The sequence below is a fragment of the Roseateles sp. genome (assembly GCF_047654805.1).
Lineage (GTDB): Bacteria > Pseudomonadota > Gammaproteobacteria > Burkholderiales > Burkholderiaceae_C > Pelomonas.
Genome location: NZ_JASGIV010000001.1, coordinates 88,484 through 102,792 on the forward strand (window position 1 = coordinate 88,484; position 14,309 = coordinate 102,792).

Genomic DNA, 14,309 nt, shown 5'->3' on the forward strand with positions numbered 1-14,309 from the left:
ATGATGAATCCGTCCCGCCGCCTAGCTGGCCTCCTTCTCGCCGTCTCAGGCGCCATCCTTGCCGTGTTGCCGGCTGCCAGCCACGCCGCGCCGCCTGCGCCGGCTGTCAGCGGCGAGCGGCTGGCGCTGTTCAGCATCGATCTCGCCTCGGCGTCCGTGGCGCAGTTCCAGGGGGCGGCCCGCGCCGCCGGCGCCAAGAGCCAGGGGCGCAAAGGCCCGGCCGAACGCTTTGACGTCGTCGCACTGGGCATCCCCGCAGTCAAGACCCTGACGGTCACCTATGCCGGCGACCGGGTGATGGCGGCGCAGTACGAGGTCGACTACCAGAATGAGACGCTGCGCAAGATGCTCAAGTCGAAGTACGGCAACCCGTCGGCTTCTCGGGGTACGCCGGACTTCGCTGCCGAGTACGTCGGCGACGGCAGCTACATCTGGCGTTTTCCGGAAGGGATGCAGCTCGTCTTCAAGCGGCCGTTCTTCGTCAGCGAGCCCACCACCTTGACCTATCTGAACGCGGACCTGTTTGCCGCCGTCGAGGGGCAGGCCAAAGGTCGTGACGACCGTGACGCCGCGGAGAAGGCGAAGTCCAAGTCCAACGTGTTCTGAGGCCTCAGGCCTCCAGTCGCTCGCCAGCGGCGTCGAACCAAAGCGTCTTCGTCGCGTCGAAGCCGAAGCGGACCTTGGCGCCATCCTCCACTTCGGGCTGCCCCGGCAGCACGGCCGAGAGGGTGGTGCCGGCGCAACCCAGCCAGACGACGTGCTGGTTGCCCAGCGGCTCGACGAGCTGGATCTCGCCGCCGAAGGTCTGATCGGCTCCCAGGCGCACGTTCTCGGGGCGCACCGCCAGAGTCAACACCTCCCCTTGTGGGCGCGAGACCAGGGGCGCGGGCAGCGGCAGGCTCAGCGCGGGCGACACGAACAGACCACCTTCGCCGACCTGGCCTTCGATGCGGTTGATGGCCGGCGAACCGACAAAGCCGGCCACGCGCAGGTTCCGGGGCTTGTCGTAGACCTCTGCGGGCGTGCCGATCTGCTGGATGATGCCCTGGTGCATGACGACGATGCGCGTGGCCAGCGTCATTGCCTCGACCTGGTCATGCGTCACGTAGATCATGGTGTTGCCCAGGCGCGAGTGCAGCAGCTTTAGCTCGCGGCGCAGGTCGGTGCGCAGCTTGGCGTCGAGGTTGGACAGCGGCTCATCCAGCAGCAGTACCTTGGCTTCGCGCACCACCGCACGGCCGATGGCGACACGCTGGCGCTGGCCGCCGGAGAGCTGGCTGGGCCGGCGCTCCAGCAAGGGGCCCAGCTGCAGCATGTCGGCGGCTGCGGCGACGCGCTTCTCAAGTTCCGCCTTGGGCGTCTTGGCCATCTTCAAAGGGAAGGCGAGGTTCTCCTTCACCGTCATCGTCGGATACAGCGCGTAGCTCTGGAACACCATGCCCACGCCGCGCTGGCTGGGCTCGGCGCTGGTCATGTCCTGCTCGCCGATGTGGATGCTGCCGCTGCTGACGGGATTGAGGCCGGCGATGGTGTGCAAAAGCGTGGACTTGCCGCAGCCCGAAGGCCCCAGCAGTACCAGGAACTCGCCACTGTGCACGTCGAGATCCAGCCCCTTGATGACCTCATGGTTGCCGAAGCGGATGCCGAGGTCCTGGATGTGAACGCGGGTCAAGGGTGTCTCCTGTGGATGTTCTGCAAGATCGGGACGGAGGCTGCCATGGCAGCCTGCGCGGCCATGCGCTTCGTCCGCCGACATCATTACTGATGATTAATAAACTTAATATCGTATTAACCACGAGGGCCGACGCGACTACAGTCCGGCCCCATGAACCTGCTGCTCGCCGAAGACGACGCTCTGCTGGCCGATGCGCTGCAACAGCAGTTGCTTAACGCCTCGTTCAAGGTGGAGTGGGCCGAGAACGGTGCCGTGGCCGAGTACCTGCTTCGCAAGCAGGACTTCGATGTCGCGATCCTGGACCTCGGCCTGCCGCTGGTGGACGGGCTGACCGTGCTCAAGCGCGTGCGCGAGGCCGGCCGCACCCTGCCCATCCTCGTGCTGACCGCGCTGGACGCTCTGGATCATCGTGTGGCGGGCCTGCAGGCCGGTGCCGACGACTATCTGACCAAGCCTTTCGACTTTCCCGAGCTGGAGGCGCGGCTGCATGCGCTGATGCGCCGAGGCCGTCCGGCCTCGCAGACCCAGCAGTTGCGGCGGTTGAGTCTGGACCGTGCGGCGCGTCGCGCCAGCATCGGTGGCGAACCGCTGGAGCTGAGTCCGCGCGAGTGGACGCTGCTGGACCTGCTGCTGACCGAGAGAGACCGCGTCGTCAGCAAGCAGCAGATCGTCGAGGCCTGGGGGGCCGACGAGGGGGGCTCCATCGAGGTCTATATCCACCGGCTGCGCAGGAAGCTGGAAGGCTCGGGCCTGGCCGTGCGCACCGTGCGCGGCCTGGGCTATCTGCTCGAAGCCACATCGGCATCGTGAACGGCCGTTCGCTGCACCGGCAATTGCTGTTGTGGCTGCTGCTGCCGCAGATCGTGCTGTGGCTGGTCGCGGCCTTTGGGGCTTACCGGCTTGCCAGCCGCCACGCCGACGAGCTCGTCGACGCCAGCCTGCTGCAGGCTGCACGCGCGCTGGCCCGCCAGATCAAGCCCACGGCCAGCGGCATCTTCGTCGACCTGCCGCGCTCGGCCCAGGACATCCTCAGCACCGATTCGGCCGACCCCGATGGCCGCGTCATCTACACGGTCAGTTCGCCACCGGGCCAGTTGCGGCTGGGCGATTCGCGCCTGCCGCCGCCACCCGGTATGCCGGCGCTGGGCGAGCCGGTGTTCTTCGACACCCTCGTGCCCGAGCCCATGCGCGTCGTCTCGCTGGACCAGCATCTCGGCGCCGCTGGTGCAGCGGACTCGACGTTGCGCGTGCAGGTCGCCCGTTCCAGCGCGTCGCGCGAGCTGCTGGCGCGGCGCATGCTGCTGGACACGGCGCTGCCGCTGTCGCTGCTGATTGCTCTGATGAGCATGGTCGTCTGGGCCGGTATCCGCAAGGGCCTGGAGCCGCTGGCTGAGTTGCAGCGGCAGGTGGAGGGGCGCCGTGCCGATGCTCTGGACCCGGTGCAGCTGCGCGCGGCGCCGCCTGAGGTCGGCGCGCTTGCCGGTGCCGTCAACGAGCTGCTGGGCCAGGTGCAGCAGAACCTGGCCACGCAGCGCCGCTTCATCAGCGACGCGGCACACCAGCTGCGCACACCGCTGGCGGGGCTGAAGAGCCAGACGGAGCTCGCGCTCGAGCTGGCCACTGATCCAGCGTTACGCCAGCGCCTGCAGCGCGTGCACGAGAGCGCCGTGCGCGGCGCCCGCCTGGTGTCCCAGTTGCTGGTGCTGGCGCGCGCAGAGCCCGAGGCCGTGGCGGCGCAGGGCTGGGCGGCGGTGGACTGTGATCGCCTCGTGCACGAGGCCACGACCGACTGGGTGCCGCGCGCACTCGCAGCGGGCTGCGACCTGGGCGTGGACATTGTTGATGTGGGCCTGCGTGTGCAGGGCGTGGAGCTACTGCTGCGCGAGGCCCTGGTCAACCTCATCGACAACGCGGTGCGCTACGCTGGCTCGGGCGCCACGCTCACCGTGCGGTTGCGCCGTGCGGGCGATGACCTGTGGCTGGACGTCGAGGATGACGGGCCTGGCATCGAGCCCGAGCTGCGCGAGCGCGTCTTCGAGCGCTTTGTGCGCGGGGCGACGACAGGCGAGGGTTGCGGCCTTGGATTGGCCATCGTGCGCGAGATCGCCGAGCGCCATGGCGGCAGCGCCCAACTGCTGCCGGCTGCACCGCACGGCTGCATCGCGCGGCTGACGCTGCCGCTTCAGGCGTAGGCGTCGACGCCATCGACGAGACGCCGGCATAGCCGCGCATCGCTCAGCCGGTCCAGCCACCAGGCCAGCGCGCGGCCATCGCCAGCACGCCAGCCGAGGTAGAGCCGATTGGGCTCGCGCGGCACGGCGACCGCCTTGGCGACCAGCTCGCCGCGCTGAAGCAGCGACGCCACGCGCGCCTCTGGCAGCCAGCCCACGCCCAACCCCGCGCGCTGGGCAGCGATCTTGGCGGTCATGCTCGGCACCGCCAGCGTCGGCTGGCCGGCGCCATGGCCGTAGGCTCGGCCATCACCGCGGCGCGAGCTGTCGGCCACGACGACCGCGCGATGCTCCCTCATCTGCTCGGCGCCAAGCGGCGCCCTGGCCCTGGCCAGCGGGTGGCGGGGCGCTACGGCATAGACCCAGCGCATCTCGCCGAGCTCGCGCCACTGCAGGCCGACGAGGGCGGGTGGCTCGTTGGTCGCGCCGATGACGAGGTCAGCCCGACCTTCGGCCAGCGCCTCCCAAGTGCCGCCCAGCACCTCGTGCGTGAAGCGCAGGCTGACGCCCGAGTCCAGCGCATCGAAGTCGTGGATGACGGGCAGCAGCGACTCGAATTCGATGATCTCGTCGCTGACGATGCGTAGCCGATCCTCCCAGCCCCGGGCCACCTGCGTTACGCGGCGCGTCAGGCGCTGCATGTCGTCGCGCAGGCGCACCGCTTCTCGCACCAGCAGGGCACCAGCGGTGGTGAGCTGCAGCCGATAGCGGCGACGGTCGAACAGCAGCGCGTCGAAACGGCCCTCGATCTGGCGCAGCGTGTATGACACCGTGGACGGCGCCTTGCCCAGGCTGGCCGCGGCACGCGAGAGGCTGCCGCTTTCGCGGATGGCTTCCATCAACTGGATCTCGTCGTCGCTGAGCATGTTCGAAAGCCTCGTACGAGTCGACCAATGCGGCCGGACGTCAAAAAGGGGGGCGGGCCGAGTATCGAGTCCACGGCAACACCGCCGCTTCAAACCCTTGAAAGGAAACACCATGACCCGCTTCATGAACAAGACCGTCCTCGTCACCGGCGGCACCTCCGGCATCGGCCTGGCCGCCGCCCGTGCCTTCGCGGCCGAAGGCGCACACGTCATCATCACCGCCCGCCCGGGTAAGACGCAGGACGCCCAAGGCTTCGAGCTGATGCCGCTGGACGCCGCCGACGTGCACGGCTCCCGCGCCCTCGGTGCCCATCTCGCCGCGGCTGGGCGCAAGCTCGACGCCGTCTTCATCAACGCTGGCATCGCCGAGTTCGCCTCACTGGCCGACGTCAGTGAGGATCTCTGGGACCGTACCTTCGCAACCAATGTCAGGGGTGCCTTCTTCCTGATCCAGGCGCTGCGCCCGGTGTTGGCCCGGGGCGCATCCATCGTGCTGAACGGCTCCATCAATGCGCACATCGGCATGCCCAACTCGGCCGTCTACGCCGCCAGCAAGGCCGCGCTGATCTCTCTGGCCAAGACGGTGTCGGCCGAACTGCTGCCGCAAGGCGCCCGCGTCAACGTCATCAGTCCTGGTCCGGTGACGACGCCGCTGTATGGCAAGCTGGGTTTCGACGCCGACACGCTGACGCAGGTGGCCGCGCAGATCCAGAGCCAGGTGCCGCTGGGCCGCTTCGGTGCGCCAGAGGAGATCGCCGCGACCGTGCTGCATCTCAGCGCGCCGGAGTCGGCCTTCATCGTCGGCAGCGAGATCATCGTCGATGGGGGCATGAGCCAGCTGTGAGCAGAGCCGGCGGCGGGTGGCGACAATCGCGGTTCAGCCTGATCCGCCATTGCCATGACCACCCGTACCGTCTTCGGCGCCTGCCCCCATGACTGCCCCGACACCTGCGCGCTGCAGGTCACCGTCGAGAACGAGCGCGTCATCAAGGTGCAGGGCCGCGCCGAGCATCCCAACACCCATGGCGCGTTGTGCACCAAGGTGTCTCGCTACGCCGAGCGTACCTATCACGCCGAGCGGGTGCTGCACCCGCTCAAGCGTGTTAGCAAGAAGACCGAGGCACCGCGCTTCGTGCAAGTGAGCTGGGCCGATGCCATCGCTGACATCGCGGCGCGGCTGAAGGCGGTCAGGGACCCGCAGTGCATCCAGCCCTACAGCTATGCCGGCACCATGGGCCTGATCCAGGGTGAAGCCATGGCCGGCCGATTGTGGAACGCGCTGGGCGCTGCCCGGCTGGACCGCACCATCTGCGCCTCGGCCGGCGGTGCCGGCCTGGCGCTGACCTATGGCCACAAGCTGGGCATGCACACCCGGCACTTCGCGGGTGCGAAGCTGATCATCATCTGGGGCAGCAACAGCATCACGTCCAACCTGCATTTCTGGACCTATGCCAACCAGGCCAAGCGCGAAGGCGCCAAGCTGGTCTGCATCGACCCGCGCAGGACAGAGACGGCCGACAAATGCCACCAGCACATCGCCGTGCTGCCCGGCACCGACGGCGCGCTGGCGCTGGGGTTGATGCACGAGCTGATCCGCAACGACTGGCTGGACCGCGACTACATCGAGAGCCACGTCGACGGCTGGGACGAGCTGCGCGCCAAGGCACTGGCCTGGCCGCCCGAGCGGGTGGCCGAGACCTGCGGCATCACGGCCGACGAGGTGCGCGGCCTGGCCCGCGACTATGCGGACAGGGATGTGATGGAGGCTCCCGCCGCCATCCGCATGAACTATGGCCTGCAGCGGGTGCGGGGAGGTGGCAACGCGGTACGCCTCATCGCGCTGCTGCCCTGCCTGACCGGCGCATGGCGCCATCCCAGCGGCGGCGCGCTGCTGTCCGCCTCGGGTTGGAACGCGCCCTACAAGAACCCCGAGCTGGAACGCCCCGACTTGCTGGCCGGCCGCCAGCCGCGCATGGTCAACATGAGCACCATCGGCGATGCGCTGCTGCAGGCCGACCCGCCGATCGAGGCCGTCGTCGTCTACAACAGCAACCCTGTAGCAGTGGCGCCGGAGTCGCCCAAGGTGGTCAAGGGCTTCCAGCGCGAGGACTTGTTCACCGTCGTGTTGGAGCATTTCATGACCGACACGGCCGACCTCGCCGACTACGTCCTGCCGGCTACGACCCAGCTCGAACACCTGGACGTGCACACCTCGTACGGCCACACAGACGTGCTGATGAACCAGGCGGCAATAGCGCCGCTGGGTGAGGCCAAGACCAACACGCAGATCTTCCGCGAATTGGCCGCGGCGATGGGGCTGACCGACAAAGCCTTCAGCGCGACCGACGAGGAGCTTGCCGCCCAGGCCTTCACGCCCGACATCGATCTGGATCTGCTGCGCAGCCAGGGCTGGCAGCCTTTGCCCATCCCGGATGCGCCGTTTGCCAATGGCGGTTTTCGCACGCCCAACGGCCGCGCCCAGGCAGCGGGTGCGGACTTCGTGCCCAACTACGAGAGCGCCCAGGCTGCTCCCGAGCTGGCGGCGCGCTATCCATTGGCCATGATCTCGCCGCCGGCGCGCAATTTCCTGAACAGCAGCTTCGTCAACGTGAAGAGCCTGCGCGATATCGAGGGCGAGCCCGTCATCGAGATGTACGCCGACGATGCAGCCGCGCGCGGCCTGGCCGACGGCACGCTGGTGGCCGCCTTCAACGACCGAGGCCGCTATGTCGCCAAGCTCAGGGTCAGCCCGCGCGCGCGACCCGGTGTCGTCAACGGCCTGGGTGTGTGGTGGCGCAAGCTGGGCGTGCAGGGGAGCAACGTCAACGAGGTGACGCACCAGCGTCTGACCGACATGGGCAACGCGCCGGCGTTCTACGACTGTCTGGTCGAGGTCGAGGCCGCTTGATCCAACGGCTGTTGCTGTCCGCGTCGCTGCTGACCCTCTCCGGCTGCGGCGCGGTGGGGCACTGGGCGCAGGCCGCTGGTGGGCATCTTGGCGTCGTGCGTGCCGCCAAGCCGGTGGATGACTGGCTGGCCGATCCCGTGACGTCCGTCGACCTCGTCGAGCGTCTGCGTCTAGCCCAGCAGATGCGCGACTTTGCGAGCCAGCGCCTGGCGCTGCCGGACAACAACAGCTATCGGCGCTACGCTGATCTGGGCCGCCCGGCCGTGGTCTGGAACATCGTCGCCGCGCCCGAGTTCGGCTTGCAGCTCAAGACATGGTGCTATCCGCTGATGGGCTGCGCGGGCTATCAGGGCTGGTTCGACCGCGACGACGCATATCGCCATGCCGATGCGTTGAAGGCCGAAGGCTGGGAGGTGCAGGTGCAGCCCATTGCGGCCTACTCGACGCTGGGCTGGAGCCGCTGGCTCGGCGGTGACCCGCTGCTGAACACCTTCATCCGCTACCCCGAGGGCGAGCTGGCAGCCATGATCTTTCACGAGCTGGCCCACCAGCGCGTCTACGTCGGCGACGACACCGGATTCAACGAGGCCTATGCCAGCGCGGTTGAGCTGCTGGGCGCTCGCCAGTGGCTGGCGCCTCAGCCGCAGGCGCTGGCCACGTTCGAGGCCGGCAGGGCGCGGCGGGCGCGCTTCCTGGCGCTGGCGCGCGAGGGGCGGGAACGGTTGCTGGCCGTCTACGCCGGCCCGGTCGAGGCGCGTGCCGCGGCCAAGGCTGCCGTAATGGCCGAGCTGCGGGAGCGGGCAGCCAAGGAGGCGCCGGGCTATGAAGTCTGGTTCCAGCGAGCCAACAACGCCAGCTTTGCCATCCTGTCGGCCTATGACGAGCTGATGCCGGACTTCGTGCGCCTGTTCGAGCGCGGGGGGCGGGACTGGGTGAAGTTTCACGCGGCCGTCGAGCGGCTGAAGTCGCTGCCACGCGATGAGCGCCGGGCTACATTGCGAAGCCAAGGAGGCTCCGATGACATTGACCCTGCGCCGCGTCAAGGCCGCTGACGCCGCGGCCATTGCCGAACAGTTCAGCGATCCCGACGTCTTTGGCGGTACTTTGCAGTTGCCCTTCGCCAGCGAGGAAATGTGGACGCAGCGCATCGCCGGCATGAATCCGCCGGCAGCCGGCTCCAACGAGATCGCGCTAGCTGCCCTGCTCGGCGACAAACCCGTGGGCCTCGCGGGGCTGCACCCGGTCGGCCCATCGGTGCGCCGCCGCCATGCGATGGGCCTGGGCATCACCGTTGCCAGGGCAAACCAAGGCCAGGGCGTGGGTCAGGCACTGATGACCGCGCTGCTGGACTATGCCGACAACTGGGCGCAGGTCCTGCGCGTCGAGCTGACGGTCTATCACGACAACCAGCGCGCCATCCGCCTCTATGAGCGGCATGGCTTTGCGCCCGAGGGCCGGCTCAAGGCCTATGCGCTGCGCAACGGAGAGTATGTGGACGTGGTGACGATGGCCAGGCTGCACCCGAGGCAGCCGTTGGTGCAGGTCTCGACGGCCTGAGCCAGCGGCGCGACTAGGGCCTGGAGTAGCGGTCCCAGATGAAACCTATCGCGGCGGCGGTACCGAGCACTGTGTAGATCGGCCATTCGGGCAGCTCGACGGGCAGTGCCAGCAAGTACACGATGGCGAGCAATGCGGCTGCGATGGCGATACAGATCACGGGTCGAGGCCATGCCGCATCGCCCACCAAGGCCATGACTGCGATGGCAAGGTGTCGAAGCATGTCAGGCGTCCGGGCGGTTCAGGGCAGCGCCTGCCCTCGCGCCGTCACATACAGGCGATACCACTCATCCCGGCTCAGCTGGAGCCGGGTTGCATCAGCGCACGCGCGGATGCGCTCGGCATTGCCACTGCCGATGACCGGCTGAATCCCTGCCGGGTGCCGCAGCAGCCAGGCCAGCAGCACGGCGTTACTCGTCGTTCGGTGCGTCTCGGCGATCTCGTGGACGACCTGGGCCGCAGCCGACGCCGCCGGGTCGTTGAACCGCCCCTGTGCCAGCGAGCCCCAGGCCTGCAGCTGCATGCCGTGTTGCTGCGCGTACTCCAGCGTACCGGCCCAGGCGATGCTGCCCGGCCTTGAGCCAACCTGTGGATCGTTGAACGTGGTGCCCGCGTCAATGGCGTCCAGCTTGGCCAGGCTGAGCTCCAGCTGGTTGACGACAAGGGGCTCGCTCAGCGCCGTTTGCAGCCAGCGCATCTGGCCGGCGTGCATGTTGGATACGCCCAGGTGCCCGACCTTGCCGGCCGCCTTGAGGCGCCCGAAGGCGCGGGCCACTTCGGCCGGCTCCATCAGCGCGTCGGGGCGGTGCAGCAGCAGGATATCGATGTGCTCGACGGCCAGGCGCCGCAGGATGCCGTCGACGCTGTGTTCGATGTGGTCTGCGCTGAGGTCGTAGCGGCCGACGTTGGCCTCGTCGGCGAAGCGGATGCCGCATTTGCTCTGCAGTCGCACCCTGGCACGCAGGCCCGGGTCCCGCTTGAGCAGTTCGCCGAACACGGCCTCGGCCTTGCCGCGGCGGTAGATGTCGGCGTGGTCGAAGAGCTTGACGCCGATGTCCAGCGCTGCTTCGACAGCGGCATGGGCATGGGCAATGTCGGTCTCGGTGACGGGAGCGCCGCCCCAGTCGCCGCCGAGGGCCATGCAGCCGTAGACGAGAGGGCCGACATCGATCAGGTGGGCGTTCAGGGGCAGGGTTCGGGTCATGTTCAGGCGATGGAGCTTGGGCCGGCATCATGCGCCAGCGGATGGGGGCTGCGCCAGCCGAGCAGTCCGGCGAGTGCCGCAGCGAGGCCCGCGATGATGGCCGTGACACTGGCAGCATGCAGCAGCCGGCGGCGCTGCCTTGGGCTCAGCAGGGGCCTGCGGCTCGGTTGGTGGGCGAGCTCGTGCATCAGCAGGAGCTCGTGCTGGCGTTCCTCGATGAGGGAGGCGAGTTCGCTGCCCTGCTGCAGGCGTCGTGCGAGTTCGCGTACGGCGTCCAGCTCGCGCTGGCGAATGCGCAGGCCCTGCGCCTTCAGTGCGCTGCCCAGGGTGCGGGCGCGCAGGTACAAGGCCTTGGCGGCGATGCGGTCGGGTTGGCAGCCCCAGCCGGCCTCCAGGCAGCTGGCCAGGTTGAAGGTTGCGTCGGCGTGGCCCAGCGTCGCGGCAGCGGTGTAGAGGGCGATGCCGCGCGGGGCATCGGGGTCGCCTCCCCAGCCGGCGACGAGGGCCCGGCCGAGGTGGAACTTGGCTGTCAGGCTTCCTTCGGCACAAGCGCGCTCCAGACGCTCGCGCGCCTGTACGGGGTCGCAGGGCAGGCCCAGGCCCTCGAGCTGGCAGACAGCGAACATCGCCAAGCCTTCGGCGTCGCCCGAATCGGCGGCAACGCGGAACCAGTAGACGGCCTGCTCATGGTCGGGGTCGGCGGCGCGGAAATGCCGCAGCCCCTCGCCGAGCGGTTCGAGGCGGTGCGGGTCGGGTTCGACAAGGCGCATGGTTCCTCCCTGGGGCGGGCTCGTCGGCCCGCTTTCCGGCGCGGCAGTATGCGTGCAAACCGGGTGGCAGCGGTAGAGTGCAGGCCACGAGACAAGGAGAGCCGCAGATGGCCGAGATCCGCATCCACCGGGACCACGCGCTGGGCCTCAAGAAGGCCAGGGATATTGCCTGGAAGTGGGCTGAGCAGGTCGAGGAGAAGTTCGACATGGAGTGCACGGTGCTTGAAGGCGAGACCAGCGATACCGTCGAATTCACTCGCCCAGGCGTCAGTGGCGAGCTGATCGTGGCGCCCGACCACTTCGAGCTGGTAGCCCAGCTGGGCTTCTTGCTCGGTGCCTTCAAGAAGACCATCGAGGACGAGATCAAGAAGGAACTGGACTCCCTGCTCGCCGCGAGCAGCAAAAAGCCGCCGGACAAAAAGAAACCGGCCTGACCACGCGGCCGGCCGGTTCCATGGCGCGGCCGCGAGCGCGGCCTGCGGCTTATTTCAGGGAATCGATGAGATCGACATACTGCTGCATCGCGTCGTCGGTGCTGGTGCCCTTGAGCTCGTTCCATGCGTCCCATTTGGCGCGGCCGACCATGTCCGTGAAGCCGGGGCGCTTGTCCTGCACGTCGCCGCTGCTGCCCTGCTTGTAGAGAGCGTAGATCTTCAGCAGCGTCATGTTGTCGGGCCGCTCGGGCAGGTTCTTCGAGTCGGCGATGGCAGCTTCGAATTGGTCTTTCAGGCTCACGGGTTTCTCCAGGCTGAATCAGTGGCGTCGATCTGGTGACAATCGGTCGACGGGCCGCCGAGTTTAGGCCCCGAAGAACAACTCGCGAGGAGACGCAGTGGGCCAGATGAGCGAACGCATGTCCAAGGTGGATACGGCCTGGCTGCGCATGGACACCGAGGCCAACCTGATGATGATCGTCGGGGTCTGGTCCATCCGACCAGGCATCTCTCTCAGCGACCTGCGTGCGCGCGTGGCCGAGCGGCTGCTGCAGTACCCACGCTTTCGGCAGAAGGTGGTCGAGGATGCGCTGCTGGGAGCGCAATGGGTGGTCGACAAGGACTTCGACATTGCCCGCCACGTCGTCGCCGAGGTGCCGCTCCCGCTGCGAGGCCAGAGCCGCGACGAGGTGCTGCGCCAACGCGTCGGCGAGCTGTGCACGCAGCCGCTGGACCCAGCGCACCCGCTGTGGCAGTTCCAGCTCATCGAGGACATGGGCGACGGCACCAGTGCGCTGATCGCTCGCATCCACCACTGCATCGCCGACGGGATCGCGCTGATCGCCGTCATGCTGTCCATCACCGACGGCGGCAAGGCGCCTCCCCACCGTGCCCCCAAGCCTGAGGCGGAGGAGCCGCAGGAGACGGACTGGCTGCTGGACGCGTTCCTGCGGCCCATGAGCAACATGACGGTCAAGGCCATTGGCATGACCGGCAAGGGCGTCGCCAAGGGGATGAACCTGGCCCTGAGTGGTGGCACGCCGATGGACTCGTCGCTGGAGATGGCCCGCCTTGGCTACCAGGCTGTGTCCGACGTGGCAGCGTTTGCGCTGATGCCGGACGACTCGGCGACCCGGCTCAAGGGCAAGCCCGGCGTGGGCAAGACGGTGGCCTGGGACGACAGCCTTGCGCTGGATGAGGTCAAGGCGGTCGGCAAGGCACTGGGAGCGTCCATCAACGACGTGCTGCTGGCCTGCGCGGCCGGGGCAATTGGCAAGTACCTGGCGGACAAGGGCGAAGATCCGGCAGGCAAGGAGATCCGCGCCATGGTGCCGGTCAACCTGCGCCCGTTGGAGCAGGCCTGGCAGCTTGGCAACCGCTTCGGCCTCGTGCCGCTGGTGCTGCCCATCGGCATCGCCAACCCCGTCGAGCGGCTGTTCGCCGTGCGTGCGCGCATGAGCGAGCTCAAGGGCAGCTTCCAGCCCGTGATGGCCTTCGGCCTGTTGTCGGTGGCTGGCCTGCTGATCAAGCCGGTCCAGCATGCGATGCTGAACATCTTCGCGAAGAAGGCGACGGCCGTCATGACCAACGTGCCCGGCCCGGCTCAGGCACTGAAGTTCTGCGGCTCGACGGTCGAGAAGGTGATGTTCTGGGTGCCGCAGTCCGGCGACATCGGCATGGGGGTCAGCATCCTGACCTACGCCGGCCGCGTGCAGTTCGGCCTCATCACCGATACCGGCCTGTGCCCCGATCCAGAGACCATCATCGCCAACTTCGCCCCCGAGTTCGAAAAGCTGCTGATGCTGTCGCTGATGCTGCCTTGGGAGCGGGACGCGGCCTGAGCGCCTACCAGGCCTACTTCGGCTTGACGGGACCCGTCGTGCCGGCAGCAGCCTTCTTCATCCGAGGCCTGCCGGCGGCGGAAGGGTAGGCCATTGCGACCGTCGCCGGGTCGGCCTTCTCAAGATAGATCGCGTACTGCGCCTCGTCGCAGGGCTTGGCGTCGTTGTAGTAGCGGTTGTCGCCCTTGTAGCGCTCGCCGCCGAAGGCGGGGCCTGGGCTGCCGGGTGGGTAGTAGGCGCTGTGGCTGGCGTAGCTCTGCGAGCAGCCGTCGCGCAACGTTGCCTGGGCATGGTCGGCCGGCGTGTTGGCGGCGAATGCAGGTAGGGTGGTGAGCAGAGCGGCAATTGCGGTTGCTGTAGCTCTCATGGCTGACCTCCTTACGGCTGGGGCATGCGCCAGACTGCGCCTGGCCGGCCGCGAATGCACGCGCCGTGGGACGAGGGTTGCGATCAGGATGAGCCCGGCGTGGAGGCGTTGGTCGCTGGCTTCCTGGGCTGCGGCCGACCGGCCGCGCTGGGGTAGGCGCGCATGACCAGGGCCGGGTCGGCCTTGTCCAGGTAGGCGGCCAGTTGTTCCTCGGTGCAGGGCTTCGCGTCGGGGTAGTACTTGCTGTCGCCGGGGTACTTTTCGCCGCGGTACTCCGGCGTGTTGCCGGCCGGGTAGTGGGCGCTGAAGCTGGCGTGGCTCTGGGCGCAGGCGGTGCGCAACTCAGTCCGGGCCTTGTCCATCGGCGTGTCAGGGCTGTCAGCCGCGAAGGCGCTGGCACTGCCCAGGACGAATGCAAGGGTGAATGACTTCAGCATGGCTGGCCTCCTGCGCAAT

At 68.1% G+C, this 14,309-nt stretch carries 17 protein-coding genes; 9 read left to right on the plus strand and 8 right to left on the minus strand.

Translation table 11 applies throughout. The features are described from left to right. Positions 1-3: 3 nt before the first annotated feature. Positions 4-606, plus strand: a complete 603-nt coding sequence (locus tag QM732_RS00340; RefSeq protein ID WP_415654226.1) for a hypothetical protein — start codon at positions 4-6, stop codon at positions 604-606. Positions 607-610: 4 nt separating this feature from the next. Here QM732_RS00340 and QM732_RS00345 read toward each other — a convergent pair whose 3' ends face one another. Beyond that, positions 611-1,672: an ABC transporter ATP-binding protein gene (locus QM732_RS00345; protein ID WP_415654227.1), complete on the minus strand. Its 1,062-nt coding sequence runs from the start codon at positions 1,670-1,672 to the stop codon at positions 611-613. 153 nt (positions 1,673-1,825) lie between these two features. On the opposite strand from QM732_RS00345, the gene QM732_RS00350 reads away from it, so the two are divergent. Together QM732_RS00350 and QM732_RS00355 are read left to right on the plus strand one after the other, a co-directional pair. Continuing rightward, the gene (locus QM732_RS00350; protein WP_415654228.1) at positions 1,826-2,485 is read left to right on the plus strand and encodes a response regulator transcription factor; all 660 of its coding nucleotides are present in this window, start codon (positions 1,826-1,828) and stop codon (positions 2,483-2,485) included. Beyond that, a complete protein-coding gene (locus QM732_RS00355) occupies positions 2,482-3,867 on the plus strand; it encodes a sensor histidine kinase (protein WP_415654229.1) in 1,386 nt (461 codons plus the stop codon). The genes QM732_RS00350 and QM732_RS00355 overlap by 4 nt, the downstream gene beginning before the upstream one ends. Here QM732_RS00355 and QM732_RS00360 read toward each other — a convergent pair. Further along, positions 3,858-4,772: a LysR family transcriptional regulator gene (locus QM732_RS00360; RefSeq protein WP_415654230.1), complete on the minus strand. Its 915-nt coding sequence runs from the start codon at positions 4,770-4,772 to the stop codon at positions 3,858-3,860. The two genes, QM732_RS00355 and QM732_RS00360, sit on opposite strands and share 10 nt — an antisense overlap. 112 nt (positions 4,773-4,884) lie before the next feature. Here QM732_RS00360 and QM732_RS00365 point away from each other — a divergent pair, with 112 nt between their 5' ends. Genes QM732_RS00365 through QM732_RS00380 form a run of 4 tightly spaced genes read left to right on the plus strand, consistent with a single transcriptional unit; the run spans position 4,885 to position 9,237 of the window. After that, positions 4,885-5,616 carry an SDR family oxidoreductase gene (locus QM732_RS00365; protein WP_415654231.1) on the plus strand — a complete coding sequence of 244 codons (732 nt, stop codon included), beginning with the start codon at positions 4,885-4,887 and terminating at the stop codon, positions 5,614-5,616. A 54-nt stretch (positions 5,617-5,670) separates the two neighbouring features. Further along, a complete protein-coding gene (locus QM732_RS00370) occupies positions 5,671-7,680 on the plus strand; it encodes a molybdopterin-containing oxidoreductase family protein (protein ID WP_415654232.1) in 2,010 nt (669 codons plus the stop codon). Beyond that, the gene (locus tag QM732_RS00375; RefSeq protein ID WP_415654233.1) at positions 7,677-8,732 is read left to right on the plus strand and encodes an aminopeptidase; all 1,056 of its coding nucleotides are present in this window, start codon (positions 7,677-7,679) and stop codon (positions 8,730-8,732) included. Before QM732_RS00370 ends, QM732_RS00375 begins: the two co-directional genes overlap by 4 nt. Beyond that, a complete protein-coding gene (locus tag QM732_RS00380; RefSeq protein ID WP_415654234.1) occupies positions 8,698-9,237 on the plus strand; it encodes a GNAT family N-acetyltransferase in 540 nt (179 codons plus the stop codon). Before QM732_RS00375 ends, QM732_RS00380 begins: the two co-directional genes overlap by 35 nt. A 13-nt stretch (positions 9,238-9,250) precedes the next feature. On the opposite strand, the gene QM732_RS00385 is transcribed toward QM732_RS00380, so the two are convergent. Genes QM732_RS00385 through QM732_RS00395 form a run of 3 tightly spaced genes read right to left on the minus strand, consistent with a single transcriptional unit; the run spans position 9,251 to position 11,211 of the window. After that, positions 9,251-9,460: a hypothetical protein gene (locus QM732_RS00385; protein ID WP_415654235.1), complete on the minus strand. Its 210-nt coding sequence runs from the start codon at positions 9,458-9,460 to the stop codon at positions 9,251-9,253. Between the two features lie 18 nt (positions 9,461-9,478). Further along, positions 9,479-10,441 (minus strand): aldo/keto reductase, encoded by a 963-nt coding sequence (locus QM732_RS00390; protein WP_415654236.1) that lies wholly within the window; start codon positions 10,439-10,441, stop codon positions 9,479-9,481. Positions 10,442-10,443: 2 nt separating this feature from the next. Further along, positions 10,444-11,211 carry a tetratricopeptide repeat protein gene (locus QM732_RS00395; protein WP_415654237.1) on the minus strand — a complete coding sequence of 256 codons (768 nt, stop codon included), beginning with the start codon at positions 11,209-11,211 and terminating at the stop codon, positions 10,444-10,446. A 107-nt stretch (positions 11,212-11,318) separates the two neighbouring features. Between QM732_RS00395 and QM732_RS00400 the strand changes: the two genes are divergently transcribed. Continuing rightward, entirely contained in the window at positions 11,319-11,645 is a 327-nt protein-coding gene (locus QM732_RS00400) for a polyhydroxyalkanoic acid system family protein (RefSeq protein WP_415654238.1), read from the plus strand. A gap of 49 nt (positions 11,646-11,694) precedes the next feature. Here the strand turns inward: QM732_RS00400 and QM732_RS00405 are convergent, their stop codons facing one another. Then, entirely contained in the window at positions 11,695-11,946 is a 252-nt protein-coding gene (locus QM732_RS00405; RefSeq protein WP_415654239.1) for an acyl-CoA-binding protein, read from the minus strand. 106 nt (positions 11,947-12,052) lie between these two features. Between QM732_RS00405 and QM732_RS00410 the strand changes: the two genes are divergently transcribed. Beyond that, positions 12,053-13,486, plus strand: coding sequence for a wax ester/triacylglycerol synthase family O-acyltransferase (locus QM732_RS00410; protein WP_415654240.1), 1,434 nt, complete (start codon positions 12,053-12,055; stop codon positions 13,484-13,486). Between the two features lie 13 nt (positions 13,487-13,499). Here the strand turns inward: QM732_RS00410 and QM732_RS00415 are convergent, their stop codons facing one another. Next, the gene (locus tag QM732_RS00415; protein ID WP_415654241.1) at positions 13,500-13,853 is read right to left on the minus strand and encodes a hypothetical protein; all 354 of its coding nucleotides are present in this window, start codon (positions 13,851-13,853) and stop codon (positions 13,500-13,502) included. A gap of 83 nt (positions 13,854-13,936) precedes the next feature. After that, entirely contained in the window at positions 13,937-14,290 is a 354-nt protein-coding gene (locus tag QM732_RS00420; RefSeq protein WP_415654242.1) for a hypothetical protein, read from the minus strand. Positions 14,291-14,309 lie beyond the last annotated feature (19 nt).